Source organism: Burkholderia pyrrocinia (assembly GCF_001028665.1).
Taxonomy (GTDB): domain Bacteria; phylum Pseudomonadota; class Gammaproteobacteria; order Burkholderiales; family Burkholderiaceae; genus Burkholderia; species Burkholderia pyrrocinia.
Window position 1 is genome coordinate 901,394 of record NZ_CP011505.1, and the last position, 17,714, is coordinate 919,107.

Annotated in this window: 14 protein-coding genes; 4 read left to right on the plus strand and 10 right to left on the minus strand. The window is 65.0% G+C overall.

Translation table 11 applies throughout. From position 1 onward, the window contains the following. Nucleotides 1-129 precede the first annotated feature (129 nt). Both ABD05_RS34125 and ABD05_RS38465 read left to right on the plus strand, forming a co-directional pair. Nucleotides 130-2,565 carry a PEP-utilizing enzyme gene (locus ABD05_RS34125; RefSeq protein ID WP_047904514.1) on the plus strand — a complete coding sequence of 812 codons (2,436 nt, stop codon included), beginning with the start codon at nt 130-132 and terminating at the stop codon, nt 2,563-2,565. A gap of 24 nt (nt 2,566-2,589) precedes the next feature. Further along, nucleotides 2,590-2,742, plus strand: coding sequence for a hypothetical protein (locus ABD05_RS38465; RefSeq protein ID WP_158361730.1), 153 nt, complete (start codon nt 2,590-2,592; stop codon nt 2,740-2,742). A gap of 40 nt (nt 2,743-2,782) precedes the next feature. Here the strand turns inward: ABD05_RS38465 and ABD05_RS34130 are convergent, their stop codons facing one another. After that, complete coding sequence (locus ABD05_RS34130) at nt 2,783-3,157, minus strand: S26 family signal peptidase (protein WP_047904515.1); 375 nt, start codon at nt 3,155-3,157, stop codon at nt 2,783-2,785. Between the two features lie 333 nt (nt 3,158-3,490). On the opposite strand from ABD05_RS34130, the gene ABD05_RS34135 reads away from it, so the two are divergent. Then, nucleotides 3,491-4,471 carry a bifunctional helix-turn-helix transcriptional regulator/GNAT family N-acetyltransferase gene (locus ABD05_RS34135; RefSeq protein WP_047904516.1) on the plus strand — a complete coding sequence of 327 codons (981 nt, stop codon included), beginning with the start codon at nt 3,491-3,493 and terminating at the stop codon, nt 4,469-4,471. A 191-nt stretch (nt 4,472-4,662) separates the two neighbouring features. After that, the gene (locus ABD05_RS34140) at nt 4,663-5,352 is read left to right on the plus strand and encodes a pentapeptide repeat-containing protein (RefSeq protein WP_047904517.1); all 690 of its coding nucleotides are present in this window, start codon (nt 4,663-4,665) and stop codon (nt 5,350-5,352) included. Nucleotides 5,353-5,405: 53 nt separating this feature from the next. On the opposite strand, the gene ABD05_RS34145 is transcribed toward ABD05_RS34140, so the two are convergent. The 9 genes from ABD05_RS34145 to ABD05_RS34185 form a co-directional block, all read right to left on the minus strand. Continuing rightward, the gene (locus ABD05_RS34145) at nt 5,406-5,972 is read right to left on the minus strand and encodes an SLOG cluster 4 domain-containing protein (protein ID WP_047904518.1); all 567 of its coding nucleotides are present in this window, start codon (nt 5,970-5,972) and stop codon (nt 5,406-5,408) included. Between the two features lie 78 nt (nt 5,973-6,050). Continuing rightward, on the minus strand, nt 6,051-7,298 hold the full coding sequence (locus tag ABD05_RS34150; RefSeq protein WP_047904519.1) for an MFS transporter: 1,248 nt from the start codon (nt 7,296-7,298) through the stop codon (nt 6,051-6,053). Between the two features lie 351 nt (nt 7,299-7,649). Then, nucleotides 7,650-7,979 carry an H-NS histone family protein gene (locus ABD05_RS34155; protein WP_047904520.1) on the minus strand — a complete coding sequence of 110 codons (330 nt, stop codon included), beginning with the start codon at nt 7,977-7,979 and terminating at the stop codon, nt 7,650-7,652. Between the two features lie 1,129 nt (nt 7,980-9,108). Continuing rightward, nucleotides 9,109-10,536 carry an aspartate ammonia-lyase gene (gene aspA / locus ABD05_RS34160; RefSeq protein WP_047904729.1) on the minus strand — a complete coding sequence of 476 codons (1,428 nt, stop codon included), beginning with the start codon at nt 10,534-10,536 and terminating at the stop codon, nt 9,109-9,111. A gap of 433 nt (nt 10,537-10,969) precedes the next feature. Then, nucleotides 10,970-12,451, minus strand: a complete 1,482-nt coding sequence (gene cuyB / locus ABD05_RS34165) for a cysteate racemase (RefSeq protein ID WP_047904521.1) — start codon at nt 12,449-12,451, stop codon at nt 10,970-10,972. Beyond that, the gene (locus tag ABD05_RS34170; RefSeq protein ID WP_047904730.1) at nt 12,448-13,737 is read right to left on the minus strand and encodes a dicarboxylate/amino acid:cation symporter; all 1,290 of its coding nucleotides are present in this window, start codon (nt 13,735-13,737) and stop codon (nt 12,448-12,450) included. Before ABD05_RS34170 ends, cuyB begins: the two co-directional genes overlap by 4 nt. 182 nt (nt 13,738-13,919) lie before the next feature. Next, nucleotides 13,920-14,834, minus strand: coding sequence for a LysR substrate-binding domain-containing protein (locus ABD05_RS34175; protein ID WP_047904522.1), 915 nt, complete (start codon nt 14,832-14,834; stop codon nt 13,920-13,922). 132 nt (nt 14,835-14,966) lie between these two features. Then, nucleotides 14,967-15,926 (minus strand): D-alanyl-D-alanine carboxypeptidase family protein, encoded by a 960-nt coding sequence (locus ABD05_RS34180; RefSeq protein ID WP_082146332.1) that lies wholly within the window; start codon nt 15,924-15,926, stop codon nt 14,967-14,969. Nucleotides 15,927-16,262: 336 nt separating this feature from the next. Beyond that, a complete protein-coding gene (locus ABD05_RS34185) occupies nt 16,263-17,612 on the minus strand; it encodes a reverse transcriptase family protein (RefSeq protein ID WP_047904523.1) in 1,350 nt (449 codons plus the stop codon). Between the last annotated feature and the right edge of the window lie 102 nt (nt 17,613-17,714).

Below are 17,714 nucleotides of genomic sequence, written 5' to 3' on the forward strand. Positions count from 1 at the left end.
AACCCGAACGGGGCCACGCTCGAATTCCGCCCGCACCGGCGCAATGCGAAAGCAACCCGTGGCATCCGCTGACGTCGCCGCGCAATCGGGCAAGCGCAACCGCGACGATCGTCGACCGACGAAGCCTCCATGAGCAAACCGATCCTGTACCTCCTCGCCGGCAACGGCAGCGCGGCCGACTGGTGGGACGACGCGCTGCCCCACTTCCGGCGCTACCGACCCGTGCCGCTGGAACTGCCGGGGTTCGGCGAACATCCCGCGCCGCCGTGCGACGACCTCGCCGCCTACGCGCAAGCGCTGCTGGACGCGACCGAGCCGGGCCACGCGATCATGGCGGTCGGCGTGAATGCGCTGCTGGTGCTGCACGCGTTGCAGCGGCGCCCCGGCCACTTCAGCCGCAGCGTGCTGCTCGCGCCCGTCGGCGCGTTCCTGTGGGAACGGCGCCTGCCGAAACTGATGGCGCCGAAGCCGCTGCGCAAGACCATCCACTGGCTGCTCGCGCACTACCCGACGCTGTTCGCACGCAAGTTCTCGAACCAGACCTGGACACGCGCGCAGTACCGCCGCATGGGCGCCGGCTACGCGCGCTGCCGCGCGTTCCTGCCGCACTGGGATCTCGTGCGCGCCGATACCGCGCTGCCGTTGCTCGAGTGGGTCACCGATCGCATCGAACTCGTGTGGGGCGACCAGGACAACGTGCTCGGCGTGCGCCAGGCCGCTGCGTGGTCGGCCATCCTCGCGCGCGCCGATCTCACCGTCACGCTGCAGGCCGGCTGGGGACACTATCCGTGGATCGATGCGCCGGCAACCTTCGCGCAGTGGCTCGAAGCAGGCGACACGGGCTTTGTCGCGCACACGAAAGGCGGACGCCTGGCGCTGGCCACAATGGCCGGGCTGCCGGTGCCGCCCGCGCTGTCGCTCACCCGCGCCGATGACCCGCGCCTGCACGGTTTTCTCGCGAGCCAGCCCGATGCCGAGTGGGCGATCCGCTCGTCGAGTCATGGCGAAGACCAGGCCGATGCGGCCAATGCCGGCCTGCACACGACGTTCCTGCGCGTACCGGCGTCGCAAGCGGCCGCGCGCGTGGCCGAGCTGCTCGACGGCGGGCTCGAGGAAGCGGTCGTGCAGCGCTTCGTCACGCCCGTGCTGTCCGGCATCGCGTTCGTGCGTCATCTCGCGGTCGAAGTCGAATGGGTGCAGGGCCACCTCGAAACGCTCGCCGACGGGCAGGCGAGCCCGCAGCGCGCGATCCTGTCGCGGCTCGGCGAGCCCTGGCAGAGCGGCACGTTCCCGACCGCGCACGGCTTGACCGCGACGCAACTGTGGACCTTCCTGCAACGCGTGCTGCGCGCGTTCCATTACGTGCCGGGCGATGTCGAATGGGCGTGGGACGGCACGCGGCTGTGGCTGCTGCAGTACCGTCCGATCAGCAGCTACGGCTGGCACCGGCACCTGACCTCGGCCAACATCGCCGAGATCCTGCCGCCGCAGCCGAGCCGGCTGGTCGAGTATGCGCAACGCCGCGCGGCCGGCAGCATCCCGGCCATCATGGCGCGCTGGGATGCACGCGTGCTGCGCGACAACGAGCCATTCACCGCGCTCTATGGCGGCGCGTCATACATCAACAACGACCTGTTCCTGGCGCGGCTGGCCGACTGGGGCGTATCGGCCGGCAACTACAGCGGCGAGATCGGCGGCGCGACGCCGCCGCTGCGCTGGCGACCGCTGCGCCTGCTGCGTTCGCTGCCGGTGTTCTGGCGCATGCTGCGCGTCGCGCGCACGCACCTGCCGACGCTCGAGCACGGCTTGCGGCGCTTCGACCGGGAACTCGCGACGCTCGTCGAGCAGCGCGCCGACGGCCGGCAACTGGCCGACTGGTTCACGCGCTTCTACGTGTTCGTCGTGCAGGGCAACCTGTGCATCGCGGCATCGCTCGCCAGCAGCGGCGGCGCACTGTGGGGGCGCCCGCCGACCGTATATGGCCGGCTCGACGACAGCCCGCACCGCTTGCCGTGGGAAACCGATCCGGGCACCGCGCGGCCGGCGGCCGCGGACCTGCCGCTGCAGGCGTTTCCCGACTGGCCGCTGCCGGTCCGCGTGCTCCACGCGCTCGGCGCGCCGGGCATGCGCGGCTGGTATCTGCAGGTGCGCGAGTGGTATCGCGACAACCTGATGCGCGTGTTCTTCCGCCTGCATCATGCGATGCCGGCCGCGGATCGCGACGCGTGGTTCGCGCCCCATCCCGAGCGCCGCGAACGCAACGGCAGCTTCTGGCAGGACGGCAGCGAAGGCACCGACGAGGCGACCGGCTTCATGATCTATCCGGGCGACACGCAGGGCGTGCTCGGCCACGACATCCTGCTGGAAGACACGCTCGACCCCGGCCGGCACGCGCAGTACCAGGCCGCGCGCGCCGTGATCGCGCGGATGGGCGGCCGGCTGTCGCACGGCGCGACGCTGCTGCGCGAACTGCGCAAGCCGTCGGCCGTGCTGCCGCGCGTCGACGCGGCGTGGGTCGGGCGCGAAGTGCGGCTCAGCGACGGCCGGCTGACGCTGGTCGAATAAGCGTAGCGCGCGCCGCCCGCCGGCATGTTGAAGCGGCTGGCGCCGGACGCACTGGAGCAGGCGATTGCGGGGATGGAAGCGCTGTCGCGGAACGGGCTGCGCTACCCGTTCGCGCAGTACGGCATCCAGCAGAACGTGCGCGCGGGAATGGAAGTCAGCTATCCGAAGACGACGTGACGCGTGACGCGTCGCGGCTGACGGAAGCCGGAATCGGCGCTCAGCGCTGCGGCGTGCGGACTTTCCCGTCGACCTTCAATACGCGCCGGTCGTGCGCGGCCTCGTATTCGACCGTCTGCGCGGGCGTGACGGCGCCGTACGACCGGCCGTTCACATAAACGGTGCCGTCCCGCAGTTCGACCCGATCGCCGTCGACCGTCGCGGTGGCCCGTTCACCCTGCAGCACCGCACCCGAGCAACCGGCGGTCGAAAAGCTGCGGACCGACGTGCCCGACGCCGAGGCGTTCCCGCCCTGGTCCGCCGCATGCGCCGCGCTACAGGGTGGCGCATCCATGCTGCCGGCAGCGTGGAGCGTTCCCGCGCTGATACCGCATCCGGCAAGCAACGCAATCGTCATCGGCAACAGCTTGTTCATGGTGGTCTCCGTGGTCCGTGGACCTGGATCGACAACGATGCATCACGTCCGGTTGATGGCCCGCGGTTGCGCAACCGGATCGACGATCGGTCGACACCCCTGCCCGCAGGTCGACCGGATGCGCCAAGTATGCATCCACGTCACGGCACTCCGCCATCCGCGCCATACCATTCACGACCGAAAACTGCCGACTCGTTCGGGCCCCTTGAGCGGCTTCGACGCCGCCCCAAGAAAGCGACTCAGGTGCCACCGCTTCGCCGAAAATCCGCCTTGATGAAGTTGCGACCCGCAACTATTATTGCTTGCGACACGCAACCTTTTCGGGCAGACACCATGGATCTCATCGACGTTCCCGCCAAGCCTCGCGAAGCGACCATCCTCGAGCTTCGCGACTTCTCCCGCAAACTGGTTCGCGAGCTCGGCTTCATGCGCGCGACGCTGGCCGACAGCGACTGGGCGCCATCGGCCGTTCACGCGATTCTCGAGATCGGGATGGCGCCCGGCATCAACGCCAGGGATCTCGGCAATATCCTGCGGCTGGACAAATCGAACACGAGCCGGCAACTCGCCCGGCTCGAAGCCGCCGGCATCGTGGAGCGCCGCGTGTCGAGCGACGATGCGCGCGCGACCGAGCTGACCCTCACCGCCGAAGGGAAGAAGCTTCGGAAGAGAATCGACCAGTTCGCGACGGATCAGGTGTCGAACGCGCTGCGTCGCATGATCCCGGCCGACCAGCAGGCGCTGCTGCGTTCGCTCGCGCTGTACGCCGATGCGCTCGCGCAAGACAACGCCGCCAAGGCGCCCACCGCGGCGCCCGACGCGCCGCAGATTCGCGAAGGCTACCGACCGGGCTGCATCGGCGACATCGTCGGCCTCCACGCGCGCTTCTATGCGGAGCACTGGGGATTCGGCGCTTTTTTCGAACAGCGCGTGGCGACCGAGCTGGCCGAGTTCGCGGGCGCGCTGCCGGCCGACGGCAAGGCGCTTTGGCTCTGCCAGGAAGACGGACGCACGCTCGCGTCGCTCGCGATCGACGGCGACCCGGCGACCGGCGTCGCGCATCTGCGCTGGTTCATCGTGAACGACGCGTTGCGCGGGTCGGGCATCGGGCGCCAACTCATGACGCAAGCCATGCGCTTCGTCGATGAGCGGCGGTTTCGCGAAACCTACCTGTGGACGTTCAAGGGCCTCGATTCGGCGCGCCATCTGTACGAGTCGTTCGGCTTTACGCTGACCAGCGAGTCCGCGGGCACGCAATGGGGAACCGAGGTGGTCGAGCAGCGTTTCAGTCGGCCAGGGCCGTCGGACTGCTGATGTTCGACCGGGATCGACAGCCTGTTCCGGCGCGCCGACATTTCGCCACGCATGCTGTCCCGGTATGTCGGCACGATGAACGAACTGTTCCAGGACGTGCACAAAAATGCGGTGAGCGATTCCGAACGCGCGATGCCGCGAAATCCGGATAATGTTTGCCCCGAACATTTCACTTGGCAACGGATCACCTGATGACGCAAGGAGTCTCCATTACCGGCCGCACGCTGGATCGCGCCGAATTGCTGCTGCTCGTCGAAGGCTCGCCGACACCCGTCCATCTGGAGGACTGCGACCTCGAAGGTGCCGACCTGTCGCGCCTGGATTTGCGAGGTGCACGCTTCGAACGATGCGCGCTCGCGGAAACATCGTTCGTCGGCACCACGCTGGCGCAGACATCGTGGATCCGGTGCCGGGCCCGCCAGGCCAGCTTTGCGTCGTCGGACCTCGAGGACGCCGTGTTCCAGTCGTGCGATCTCAACAATACGAGCTGGCGACGCAGCAAGCTCGGCTCGGCCCGCTTCAAGGAATGCCGGCTGACCGGGGCCAATTTCGAGGAATGCAAGTCGCTCGGCCTCGAATTCGAAAACACCTTGCTGGTCGGCGCGAGCCTGCGGCGCTTTTCATTCCGGAAGACCCGCCTCGTGGCACTCGATTTCTCGGACGCCGATCTCGCCGGTGCGGACTTTCGCGACGCCGTTTTCGAAGGCGGCAGCCTGCGCAACGCACATCTGAACGATGTGAAGTTCGACGGTGCCGACCTGCGCGACGCGGATCTGAGCGGCACGCCCAAACTGCTCGCGTCCGGCGTCCTCCGCGGCGCGACCGTTTCCTATGAGCAGGCGGCCATGCTGATCGAGAATCTCGGGATTCGGGTCGCGTAAAGGTCGCGCAGGGTCACGCAGACACGTTCGCGCCCGGTTCGTCGCCGCGCGACCTATCGCAGCGCCTGCGCCACCTGCGCCTGCTCCGGCGCCAACGCGTCTTCCACGAACCGGATCACGTCATCGAGCGACGACGTGCATGCGGCGCCGGCAGCGAGCTCCCGAAACGCGCCGTCCGGCCCGAAGCAGACAAGCGGCTTGCCCCAGCGCCGCGCGAGCGAAATCTCCTCGGCCGTGCCGTGTCCGCCCGGCAGCGCGACGATCAGGTCGCTGCTCAGCACGTTCACGTAGTTGCGGTTGATCGTCTGCGGATCGGCGCCCGGCTCGCGGCGCGGCAGCGGCGTGAGGATCGGGATGTCGACGAACGGATGCGGATAGCCGTCGAGCGGCACGAAGCCCGCGAGCGGATCGGCCTGCGTCGGCAGGATGCCGATCGATCGCCCGGCCCGCCCCGGCACGCCGGCGAACGCACGCGCGACCGCCAGCATCACGCCCTGCCCGCCGCCCGTCAGCAGGTTGAAGCCGGCCCGCGCGATCCACGCACCGAGCGGTTCCGAAAACGCGAGCCACGGTTCCTTGCCCGAGCCCATCACGCCGATCGTTCTGTTCTTTGCTTGCATCGTGGTTTCCGGTGAAGTCGTTGCGGTGGGTGCGATCGCATCGGGTTCCGACCGCAAGCGGGGCCGCGCCCGCCGCGCTCATTCGAGCTCGACGCCCTTGAGCTCGGGAATCAGGAACAGCGTCGCGACCATGTCGAGCACATAGAGGCCGGCGAGCATCGCGATGGCCGTCTGGAACGAGTAGTGCGCGGCCAGTGCGCCGACCGCGACCGGACCGAAGCCGCCGACCGCGCGGCCGATATTCCACAGCACGTTCTGCGCGGTCGCGCGTGCGGCCGTCGGATAGCCTTCGGACATCAGCGCCCCGTAGCCGCCGACCATCCCGTTGACGAACATCCCCATCAGCGCGCCGGCCCACAGCATCGCCGTCGGGTCCGACAGCCGCGCATACGCGATGACCGTCGCGACCGCGCCGAGCTGGTACAACAGGAACGTCGGCTTGCGCCCGATGCGGTCGGCGAGTTGCCCGAACACCCATACGCCGATCATCATCCCGACGACGGTTGCCGCCGTCCACAGCCCCGACTTCGTCAGCGAGAAGCCCATCTGCTTCGACAGGAAGGTCGGCAGCCAGATCATGATCCCGTAGTAGCCGAAGTTCTGGACCGAACACAGAATCACGATGCCGACGCTCGTGCGCGCGGTGCGGCCGTCAGCGACGAGCATGCGGAACGCGTTGGACTTCGGCTGCGCCGCGCGCTGCACGAACGCTTCCGGCTCGTGCAGCTTGTTGCGCATGACCCACGCGAGCAGCGCGGGCAGCACGCCGACCACGAACATGCCGCGCCAGCCGATGTGGAGCAGCAGGAACGGCGTCAGCAGCGCGGCCAGCAGCACGCCGGCCTGCCAGCCGAGCGCGACGTAGCACGACACCCGTGCGCGCTTGCTCGCCGGCCATGCTTCGGCCGCGAGCGCCATGCCGATCCCGAACTCGCCGCCCAGCCCGATGCCCGCGATGGTGCGGTAGACGAGCAGATCCTGGAAGCCGCGCGCGAACGCGCACAGGCCGGTAAAGATCGCGAACAGCAGGATCGTCCAGGTCAGCACGCGCACGCGCCCGTAACGGTCGCTCAGCGCGCCGAACACGATGCCGCCCGCGACGGCGCCGATCAGCGTCCACGTGACCAGCGCGCCGCCCTGCCCGGGCGTCAGCTGCAGCGCCGCCGTGATCGCGGGCAGCATGAAGCCGAGGATCAGCAGGTCGAAGCCGTCCATCGCATAACCGATCGCCGACCCGGCCAGCGCTTTCCAAGCGTACGCGCCGACCTGCTCCACGCGCGGCGCCGACGGGCCGCCGAGCGCCGAGGATTTGATGTTTGCTGCCATGGTGTCCTGCCACGAAAGTCCGGCGACATTCTAAGGCCTGTGGCCGCGCGCGACGGGCTGGCGAACGCGCCGGTGCGCGGCGCGGTACCGGCGTGCGACGGCGCCCGTTCCGGTCCGTCAGGCGTGCGCTTCCGACGAGGGTTCAGGATGCGCCGCGCGCCCGCTTCCGGGACGGAGAGCGGGAATGGCGGGCAATGAACGGGAAAGCAGCGATCCGGTGTCGGCGGCAAGGCCGGCGATGTCGCGATCAGGCCGGACACCGAACGAAAGACATTGTGCTGGCGGGGTGGTGCCGGCCGGTCCGCGCGCGCGAACCGGACGGCGCCGGGCGGCCGCGCGGCGCGGCGGGCTTCAGCCCTGATCGTCCCCGGGCCACCAGGTCTTGGCCTCGCGGTCGACGACGAGCGCGTCGAGATTCTTGCCTTCGAGCCATTTCGGCCGCGGGCCGCGGCCCGACCACGAGCGGCCGGTCGTCGGATCGTAATACTTGGCAGGCGCCTTGCGTTTTCGCTGGACGATATAGCCGAGCGCGCTCAGCACTTCCTGCTGCGTAATTCCCAAAAGCTCGACCTGTTCCTTGAACGCCGCGAGCGCGGCCTGCTTCTCCTTTTGCTTCGCGTCCGACAGCTTGATGTTCAGGTCCCGAAGTTGTGCTTCGAGTTCCTGCAGGGCCTGGGTCATGTATTCATCCTCTTTGGGCATGTTTTTGCAAAAAAGCTCCGATGCGCGAACCTACCACGAAGTTCCGCCGATCGGTGCTGTCACATATGCGAATCGTTTGCCTGAGCCGGCACGGTTTGCGCGACGCGCACGAAACGACGTCGCGCGTCAAAAACAGACAGGGCCGGGCCGGTAACGCGCGGCACGCCGCATGCGAACGCACGGCGAACGGCTGCGGCAAGTCATGCGCCGCACCATGGCACTGGCGCGGCATGGCGCGAATGATAACAGTGCGCGGCTTTGCATTGCGGGAGTTGCAGGCCGGAGCCTGAACGACCCGACGTTTGCCGGCCGAGGCCAATGCCTGCCCGGGGCGGCCTACCGGTCGACGCCGTCGACGTCCCACGCGACCCGGTCGAACAGCGCGCGCAGCTTCGCGCCGCGCGTCGCGATTCTGCGACGTTGCGCCGTCAAGTACAAAGTGTCCTGAAAATAACGCATCACGTGTCCGTCAGTCTACGTCTGTCGACGGTATGTCCTTGATACGAAAAACATGATCTGGCCAGACGGCACGAAATAAAGCACAAGCCGACCAAAAGAATATGTTCTTTAAAATCAATCGCCTATATGATCAGCCTCCAGCTAATCTGCTGGCTCCCATACGAGTTGAACAAAGTTTGCGAGATTTCGGTGCGTCGAAGCCCGTAAATCGGGGCAAGGATCATCCCGGGCAACCGGCTCCGCCTACGAACACCCCCGTACGATTTCCTCACGCCCAAGACGCACGAATACGCGTCCCGGCTGCCCGGACAGAGCTTCGATGCTTTCCACGATTTGCCTGGGCTTGAAACCCGTCGCAAGATTACCTCGACTTTCAAGAGGTGCCGCGTGTCTTGAGATTCAAGAGGCTGCTCCACTGGGCGCGTGCGAATGTCAGCCTTCGTGGCCCGGAAAGCGGGATGAACACCCCCCATTGCGGGTCGGGTCGAACAGGGTCCGCGAGCGCACGACCTGACGGACCTGTCGCGCCCCCTGACGGAGGGGGCGCGGTGGGCTCATATCGCGCGTTTCGGAAGGCAGCGGTCATTTGCCGTCCGATCCCGTCATCGCTTCCCGGCTCGACACCGGGCGCCTCATACGGCCCGATCGCTTACCGTGCCGGCGGGATATGAAGCGGCGTGGGCTGCGTGAGACCCTCTGGCTTGAGGATCTCGTCGAGTTGCTGCCGGGACAACAGCCCGCGCTCGAGCACGATGTCATAGACCCGGCCACCCGACGCATGAGCCTCCATCGCGACGGACGTCGCGTTGGCGTAGCCGATGTACGGATTGAGTGCGGTCACGATGCCGATCGAGTTCTCGACCGACGCGCGCAAGTGCTCCGCGTTGGCCGTGATTCCTTTGACACATCGCTCGGCGAGTGTCAGGCAGCCATTGCGCAAGTGGGTCACACTCTTGAACAGGCTGTGCGCAATGATCGGCTCGAAAGCATTCAACTGGAGCTGACCGGCCTCGGCCGCGAAACTCACGGTGACATCGTTGCCGATGACCTCGAACGCAATCTGGTTCATTACCTCAGGGATAACCGGGTTGACCTTTCCCGGCATGATGCTCGAGCCGGCCTGCATGGGCGGGAGGTTGATCTCTCCAAGACCCGCGCGTGGGCCGCTGGAGAGCAGACGCAAGTCGTTGCAGGTTTTCGAGAGCTTCACGGCCACGCGCTTGAGCACGCCGGACAACTGGACGAAAGCGCCGCAGTCCTGCGTCGCTTCGACGAGGTCAGGTGCCGTGACAAGCGGAATGCCCGTGATTTCCCGGAGATGCTTCAGCACGAGCGGTGCGTAATCGGGGTGCGCGGTAATGCCCGTTCCGATCGCCGTCGCGCCCATGTTGATTTCGCAGATCAGCAGCGCCGCCTCTCGAAGCCGTTCTTCATCCTCTCCGAGCATCACGGCGTAGGTGCTGAACTCCTGACCGAGCGTCATCGGCACCGCATCCTGCAATTGCGTACGCCCCATTTTCAGAACGTCCTTGAACTCCAGCGCCTTGGCTTCAAAAGCGTGCCGCAGAATCTCCATCGCCTCGATGAGATTCAGGATGCCGAACCAGGTCGCGATTTTCAGCGCCGACGGGTACACGTCGTTGGTGCTCTGGCCGATGTTGACCTGCTCGTTCGGATGCAAATACTGGTATTCGCCCTTCTTCCTCCCTAACAGTTCGAGCGCGCGGTTGGCGATGACCTCGTTGGCGTTCATGTTGGTCGAGGTCCCCGCGCCCCCCTGGATCACGTCGACCACGAACTGATCGTGCAGCTTGCCTCCCAGCAATTCGGCGCAGGCACCGACGATCGCGTCACACCGCGCGGTGTCGAGCAGACCCAGCTCATGATTCGCCAGTGCCGCGGCCTGCTTGATGCAAGCGAGTGCCTTGATCAACGCCGGGTAGACAGAGATCGGTGAGCCGGTTATCGGAAAATTTTCCAGCGCGCGCAGCGTGTGAACGCCGTAGTAGGCGTCGGCGGGAACTTCGCGATCTCCCAGCAGATCATGTTCGGTTCTAAACGAATTTTCGGCAGCCATGGGCATGCTCCTCGAGCGAAAACGGAGTTGATCGGGGTTGAAGCCCCCCTTGAAATCCGGCTGCCGGGCTTGCCGTCGCAGCGGCCGCCGCGTTATCCGGTTTCGTATCCGCAGCCCACACGCTGGCGCCATTCAACGAACAGGCGCATACGAGAAGCGCGGCGGCAACCGTCGTGCGCGACCTGCTCAGACAGGTGGCTTGCCGAAGGGTAGTCTTGATGTTCATATTCAGTCTCCTGAAGGGATTTGAAAGCACAAAGAACGACGTCGCGTATCAATGTCATTACGGAGTACTACTTTTATACGGGGTCCACGTTCCATTCGATGTGTTCGGCGGAGGTCGATTGACCCACGTGGCTGCCCGATATGACCGCCGAACATCCCTACCCTGCGTTCGTTGTGTATGCCGCTTTGGTCAGCGAGACCGACCGGGTCAGCCCGCCGATCGGGTAACCGGCCGCTCCGCTGCTGCGGTCGCCAGGGCGACGCATTGCCGTGCAAGAACATCGGTAGGATCGACAAGACCGACGCGTGTGCCTGTCCTTCCCACGAAGCTGCTCTGCGGCAGCAGAAGCGGCAGCTCGGTACATCCCAATACGATGACTTCAACGCCTGCCGCAATGAGCCCGTCAATGGCGGCAGAGATATCGTCGAGGCAACGTCCGGTGGTAAATCCCGCTTTCACGCCTTCCGGGCCGTAGATCGCTTCCATCACGCGTGCCTGCAATTCCGCTCCAGGCACGATTTGCCGCAACCCCTCCGATTCCAGGGCTTTCTCGTAGACGCCGCTTGCGATCGTCCCCGAGGTTGCCAGCACGCCAACGCAGGAAATCAGCGGAAACGTCTCCCGGAGATGGCGGACCGTAACGGTCAGCATATTGACGATCGGGATGCCCAGATACGGTTGAATGCGTTCGACAAATGCATGGGCGGTATTGCACGGAATGGCGATGATGTCCGCGTCGCCCGACTCGAGCTTCTTGCAGGTCGCATAAAGCGAGATGGTCGGGTCGGGACCGTCACCGATCAGGTTTTCCGTGCGGTCGGGAATCTGCGGATTCTGTTCGATCAGAAGCCTGATATGGTCCTGGTCGCGATTGGCCGGCGTGTTGCGCACGATCTTCTGCATGAAGTCCACCGTCGCCGCGGGCCCGACGCCGCCGACTACGCCCACTTTGAAGATGGATTCGGGCAAACCGTAATTGCCCGCTATCACGTACTGCGCATACGCAAGATTCGAATCGATCAGCGGCACGCGAAACGGGCCCATTTCCTCTGCCACGAGCGCAATTTCCGTCAGGCCCGGCACGATGATATTTGCGCCCTGCTCGATGAGGTCCTCGCACGCTTCGCGCAGCAGCGCGACAGGCCGGCCACACAGGTTGCCGCTCTTGACGCCGTCGGCGCCGTAGACAGCCTCGGTGACGAGGTCGATACCATCACGTGGCCGGGGGTAAATCACCTCGAATTCCGGCGCCGCGAAGTACTTTTCGAAGAGCCCTTTTCGACGGGAGTAGTCCGAGGTCAACACCCCGATTCGCCGGGCAGCCGGAAACTTCCTTCGCACATGGCTGCGAACGGCTTCCACCATATCGACGATCTGCAACGGCGAGTTGGCCTTCAGCTCGTCGATGAACGTATGACTGATGAAGCACGGGAGTACCACGGTCGTCACGCCCCGCTTCTCGAAGCCGCGGATCATGTCGAAAATGTAGAGCTTCCGTTGAGTCGTCGCTTCGCCACCACTGGCCGCCCCTCGAAAGGGATGCTGCTCGAAAATGACGTCGACGTGTTCCGCATCGCTCGATGCGGGCGTCGATTTGACGAGCTTGAAAAAGACATCCGCGCTGGCCAGTGGACCCAGGCCGCCCACCACGCCGAACTTTTTCCCGCTCAGCACGTTTGCGCCGATCATTTCGTTTCGCCCTGCAATTGGCCCAACGCAACGCTGTTCTCTCCATCGTTCTGCCGGGCGAGCCGCTTCAACTCCCACTTGGCAATGACGGCCGTCGAGATACTGTTGCCGATCACGTTGGTGGCGGTTCGCCCCATATCGAGGATCTGATCGATCGCGAGAATCAGCACCACGCCGGACGGCGGCAGATGAAACATCGGTGCAACTGCGGCGACCACCACCACGGAACCTCTTGCGACACCGGCCATTCCCTTGCTGCTCAACATCAGGACGAGCAACATCATGATTTGCGTGCCGACCGGCATGTCGATGCCGAATGCCTGCGCAATAAAGATCGCGGCAAACGCCTGGTACATCATCGATCCGTCGAGATTGAACGCGTAGCCGAGCGGCAACGTAAAGCCAACGACCTTCTTGTCGATACCGAACGCTTCAAGCTTCTCGGTCAGTCGCGGATACGCGGCCTCGCTGCTCGCGGTCGAAAAAGCGAGCATCGCCGGTTCACGGACGGCTCTCAGCAACTTCCAGATCGATTTGCCCAGGAACACGTAACCGACGACGATGAGGGCGATCCACAGCAGGACCAGACCGAGGTAGAAGCTGCCGACGAGCTTGCCGTACGTGGTCAGCACATCCAGGCCGTTCATCGTGATCGCGGATGCCAGCGCGCCGAACACACCGACGGGTGCGAGCCGCATCACATAGTCGGTCAGCTTCAGCATTGCAGGGACGAGCGCATCGATGCCGGCGATCAGCGGCGTGACACGCGGGTCCTTTTTGATCGCACTCAGAACGACGCCAAACAGCACGGAAAAGACGAGGATCTGCAGGATGTCATTTCGAGCCATCGCATCGATGATGCTGGAAGGAAACGCATGCGTGACGAAGTCCTTGAAGTTCAGACCCGCGGTGTTGAGACCGGTTGCCACATCGGCACTGGTCTGCGTCATATGCAGCCCCGCGCCGGGCTGCAGCGCATTCGCGAGGACGAGGCCAAGCGCGAGCGAGAAAAGCGACGCGCACACGAACCATCCCACCGACCTGAACCCGATTCTGCGCACGTCGCTCGTCCCTTCCATGCCGGCGAGCCCGGACACCAGCGTGGCGAAGACGAGCGGTGCGATGATCATCTTCACAAGGCGCAGGAAGATGTCCGTGATGATCGAGAAGTACCCTGCGATTGCCTTGGCTTCTGCAGCACCGGCGACACTCCGATGACACACGTAACCGACGACGACGCCGAGCACCATGCCAGCCAGAATATAGAAAGTCAGGCGATTTTTCATTTCCATCAGTCCGAGGAATGCGTACAAGGGTCCGACGTGACCGCAGTACGCTGGCAGGAGGCAAAAACGTCGTTAGCGGCGCGACGTTTCTGTGTATGGGACGGATGATAGAGATGATCGAAAAAGGCTCGATGCGGGTCCTGCATGGGGATATGCGAACCTCACATAACGCGGGATAACCCCTAATCGGCGGCCGGCGACGCGGCGCGAAGATGGCGCCAGAGCGCGTCCAGAAACTCACTGCGATTCGATGCATCGCGGTAGACGCGAAGTTCGATTTCGAGGTTCCATGCGTCCCGGCCCGCTGGAACCAGTTCGCACGCGTCGAGCTCGGCGACGATCGAGCTTTTCGGAAGCCACGCGACGCCTTCGCCTTCCAGGACCAGTTTCTTGACAACCTCCGCCATGTCGGACTCGTAATGCAGCCGCAAGGCCGGGCTCGTATCGACTCGACTCAAAAGGAGTGCGAGGCAGCGGCCGAAATAGCTGGTTTCCGTATACGAAATCAACGGCAACGCATGGGTCGCCGTTCCAGGCAACCGGAACGCGGGCCCACCACGCGGGTTCGGCCGGCAGACAGGCATCAGTACATCGACGCCCACGGCGAGATGCTCGTACTTGGTCGGGTCGAGATGGAGGGGAAGCTCCGGGTGATGATAGGCAAACATCAGTTCGCAGTTGCCGTTCACGAGCATCAGGATCGAGTCGTGGACATTGGTGGGTATCACCCGCGCACGTACATCCCCGAAACGGCCAGTGAGCGCTTTCAACCAGCCGGGCAAGAAGCCCAGCGCGATCGTATGACCCGCCGCAATCCGCAGGCCTTTGCCCGCCATGCGCTGGTCATTGCGAATGATGGCTCGCGTATCGAACAGCTTTCCCAGTATGTCTACCGCTGCCTCCCGAAACAATTGTCCGGCAGGCGTCAGGGTGGGAGGGAAGCTGCTGCGGTCGATGAGATCCGCGCCGACCCACTGCTCGAGCGACTGAATGCGCCTGCTGAACCCCGACTGGGTGACATTCCGGAATTGCGCCGCCCGCGAGAAGCTCTGATATTGCGAGAGGGCGATGAAGTCCTCGATCCACTTGATTTCCATATCGGGTCCTGTGACAAGGCGGTAGCTTCTGCGAGATCGATGGATTCTACGCCCGGCCCCTTTCCCGATAACGTCGCAGGACGCGGATGTCATCAGGCCCGGCACGACCGTGCGCTCCAGCGATCGATGCGTTCAGGTTCCGTTCGACTTTGCGCCGCTCGGCTGAGAGATGCGGGTGACGACGTGCGGTCCGCTGCCGTCATGGACCGGATAGTCCTCGTATCTCGAGAACGCGTAGTTCAACAGGCCAGCGGCGCCCGTTATCCGGTCACCAGCCGTTGGTGCACCCAGGAGCACGGCGAAGACTCGCCTGGTCATAGGGGGAGACGTCTGCTTTCTTTTCGCGGTTGCGACGATGCAGTAGCCGGCCGCCTGGGTATGCCCCGTCTTCATGCCATCGACCGACGGGTCCTTTCCAAGCAGCCAGTTCTTGTTCCGCTTCTCGAACTTGCCGAATGCGAAATGCTGCTCCGACGAGAACGCGTAGTACTCCGGGAAGTCCTTGGTGAGGCGCAAGGCCAACGTGGAAAGATCGCGAGCAGTCGAGTAATTTCCCGGCGTCGTCATGCCCGACGGCGTCGCGTAGTGGGTATGCTTCATTCCGAGCTGCCGTGCCGTTTCGTTCATGAGTTGCTCGAATCCAGCTGGCGAGCCTCCGACGCGCTCGGCCAGGACAAGTGCGGCATCGTTGGCAGAGGCGGCAATCAGACCGCGGACGAGCGCTTTGACCGGCACCCGTTGCCCCGGTATCAGGTACATTTTTGCCTCGTCGTTGCCGACTTCACCGATGGCCGCGGCGCCCACCTGCACTTTCTCGTCCCAGCGCACGGCTCCACGCTTCAAGGCGCCGAGCACGAGGTACGCTGTCATGAGCTTGGTGAGCGATGCCGGCTGACGTTCGGCGTCCGCGTTATGCTCCACGAGTATCTGATCGGATTCGCCGTCAACGACCATCCATGACACGGCCTGGACGTCGGACGGTGGCTGCGCGGCCGCACCTCCGGCTGTCAGGCATGAAGCGATTCCCGCCGTGACGAGAAGGCGTCGAAAAAGAAAATTGGAAAACCGGGGCGTCAAGTTTGAAACCTGCATGAAGACATTGTTGATCTTGCAGACGACGTTTTCCGCGGCAACGATGCGGCAAGTCGCGGTGCATGGACCGGGCCGCTCATCTTAGACGCGCGAAGCGCCTGGCTCCATGCCACTTTCGCATGACGTCATGCTGAATCAGCAAATGTGAGACTTTGGACCACTAAACGATTGCGGTCGAATTGTCGGCAATCGGCGCGCCCTGACGTCTTCGACAAGATAGCCGACAAAGCACGACGTGGCCCATCGAGCAATACGACAAACCTGTCCAGGTGACCGCTTGATGCTTGACGGAACGACGTGCCGTTTGCCGGCCGAACCCGATGTCTGCCCGGAGCCTTACCGGTCTGCGCCGTCGACGTCCCACGCGATCCGGTCGAACAACCCGCGCAGCTTCGCGCCGCGCGCCGCGTTCAACGCTGCCGCATGCGCGACCCGTCCGGCCAGATGCGCGCGGAAATCCGGATGCGCGTCGCGATTCTGCGACGTCGGCCCGCTCCGGATGCAGTTGGTCAGGATGGCCTTCAGCAGATCGAACTCATCGCGCGCCAGATTCGGATGACGGTTGACGACCACGCCGGCCAGATGCTGCCGCGTGCCCCGCCGCATCACGCGGGTCTTGCGCAGTTGCAGCGCGAAGCCCTCCTCGAGCGCGATCGCGGCGACCCTGACCTGCAGCCGCTCGACGTCGCGCGCGAGCGTGCCGCCACCCGAAAACGCGAGATCGTCGGCATAGCGCGTGTAGGTCGCATCGAGCGAACGCGCGAGCGCGGCGAGCCGCATGTCGAACCGGAATGCGCTCAGGTTCGCCAGCGCCGGCGACGTCGGCGCGCCCTGCGGCAGATGCCGGTTGCGATAGCGCTGCCGGGCGATCCAGTCGAGACGGTCATGCAGGTCCGGTGCGAGCAGCCGCGCCGACGGCACGCGGTTGGTGCACAGCCCGGTGAGCGTGCGCGCGACTTCGGCCGGATACCCGAGCGTGACGAACAGCGCATGGACCCGCGCGGCACGCACCGACACGAAGAAATCCGCGAGATCGAAGCGGACGACCACGTCGCGATCCGCGTGCGGCGCCGCAAACGACACGATTCCGTGCCCCTTGCGAAAACCGTGTACCGCGCCGTGCGGCGCAATGCGATCGAGCAGCCCGTGCAGGATGCGGCGCTGCGCTTCGCGCAGCCGCCCCTTCGGGATCTCGACCACGCGGCACCCGCCGCTGCGCTTGTCGACCGCAACGTACGTGTAGTGATGCAGCGGTGTTGCGCTGCCGCGCGCGTCGACGCGCCAGCGGTCGGACAGCCAGTCGAGCTCCGGCACGCTCACGCCGAGCCAGCCGGCGAGATCGCCGGGCGTCGCCCATTGCGGCACGTCGCAGCCGGCGAGCGGCGCCGGCAACGGCCGCTGGACCGGCGGCCGCCGTACGACGCGGATCACGGCCGGCCGATCGTCGCCGTACCACGCGCGCACGAATCCGGGCGCATCGGCCAGGTTCGCCGCCAGCGCGTCGATGTCGGTATCGGCCCAGTTCGCGCCGAAGCGCGCGAGCGCGGCATCCGCGACTTCGTGCGTCCACGGCGGCGCAGCACCGAGCACGGCCGTCATCCGGGCGATGACGCCATCGCGTTCGGGCGATCCGGCCAGCATCGCTTCAGCAATCGTGCGAACGGTATCGAACAGGGATACGTACATGGAAATCGATGGGCGGGACGATGAGCCAACGTGACTGGTGCTGCGAGAGCCGCCGTTGCGCAACGCGCAACGTCCGCTCTTGCGACGCATCGGGGTATCGAG

Excerpts from the sequence above, each read along its gene's own strand:
- ABD05_RS34140 (WP_047904517.1), top strand. The coding sequence starts at position 4,663 with ATGACGCAAGGAGTCTCCATTACCGGCCGCACGCTGGATCGCGCCGAA.
- ABD05_RS34170 (WP_047904730.1), bottom strand. The coding sequence starts at position 13,737 with ATGAAAAATCGCCTGACTTTCTATATTCTGGCTGGCATGGTGCTCGGC.
- ABD05_RS34145 (WP_047904518.1), bottom strand. The coding sequence starts at position 5,972 with ATGCAAGCAAAGAACAGAACGATCGGCGTGATGGGCTCGGGCAAGGAA.
- aspA (WP_047904729.1), bottom strand. The coding sequence starts at position 10,536 with ATGGCTGCCGAAAATTCGTTTAGAACCGAACATGATCTGCTGGGAGAT.
- ABD05_RS34185 (WP_047904523.1), bottom strand. The coding sequence starts at position 17,612 with ATGTACGTATCCCTGTTCGATACCGTTCGCACGATTGCTGAAGCGATG.
- ABD05_RS34125 (WP_047904514.1), top strand. The coding sequence starts at position 130 with ATGAGCAAACCGATCCTGTACCTCCTCGCCGGCAACGGCAGCGCGGCC.
- ABD05_RS34130 (WP_047904515.1), bottom strand. The coding sequence starts at position 3,157 with ATGAACAAGCTGTTGCCGATGACGATTGCGTTGCTTGCCGGATGCGGT.
- ABD05_RS34180 (WP_082146332.1), bottom strand. The coding sequence starts at position 15,926 with ATGCAGGTTTCAAACTTGACGCCCCGGTTTTCCAATTTTCTTTTTCGA.
- ABD05_RS34150 (WP_047904519.1), bottom strand. The coding sequence starts at position 7,298 with ATGGCAGCAAACATCAAATCCTCGGCGCTCGGCGGCCCGTCGGCGCCG.
- ABD05_RS38465 (WP_158361730.1), top strand. The coding sequence starts at position 2,590 with ATGTTGAAGCGGCTGGCGCCGGACGCACTGGAGCAGGCGATTGCGGGG.
- ABD05_RS34135 (WP_047904516.1), top strand. The coding sequence starts at position 3,491 with ATGGATCTCATCGACGTTCCCGCCAAGCCTCGCGAAGCGACCATCCTC.
- ABD05_RS34175 (WP_047904522.1), bottom strand. The coding sequence starts at position 14,834 with ATGGAAATCAAGTGGATCGAGGACTTCATCGCCCTCTCGCAATATCAG.
- ABD05_RS34155 (WP_047904520.1), bottom strand. The coding sequence starts at position 7,979 with ATGACCCAGGCCCTGCAGGAACTCGAAGCACAACTTCGGGACCTGAAC.
- cuyB (WP_047904521.1), bottom strand. The coding sequence starts at position 12,451 with ATGATCGGCGCAAACGTGCTGAGCGGGAAAAAGTTCGGCGTGGTGGGC.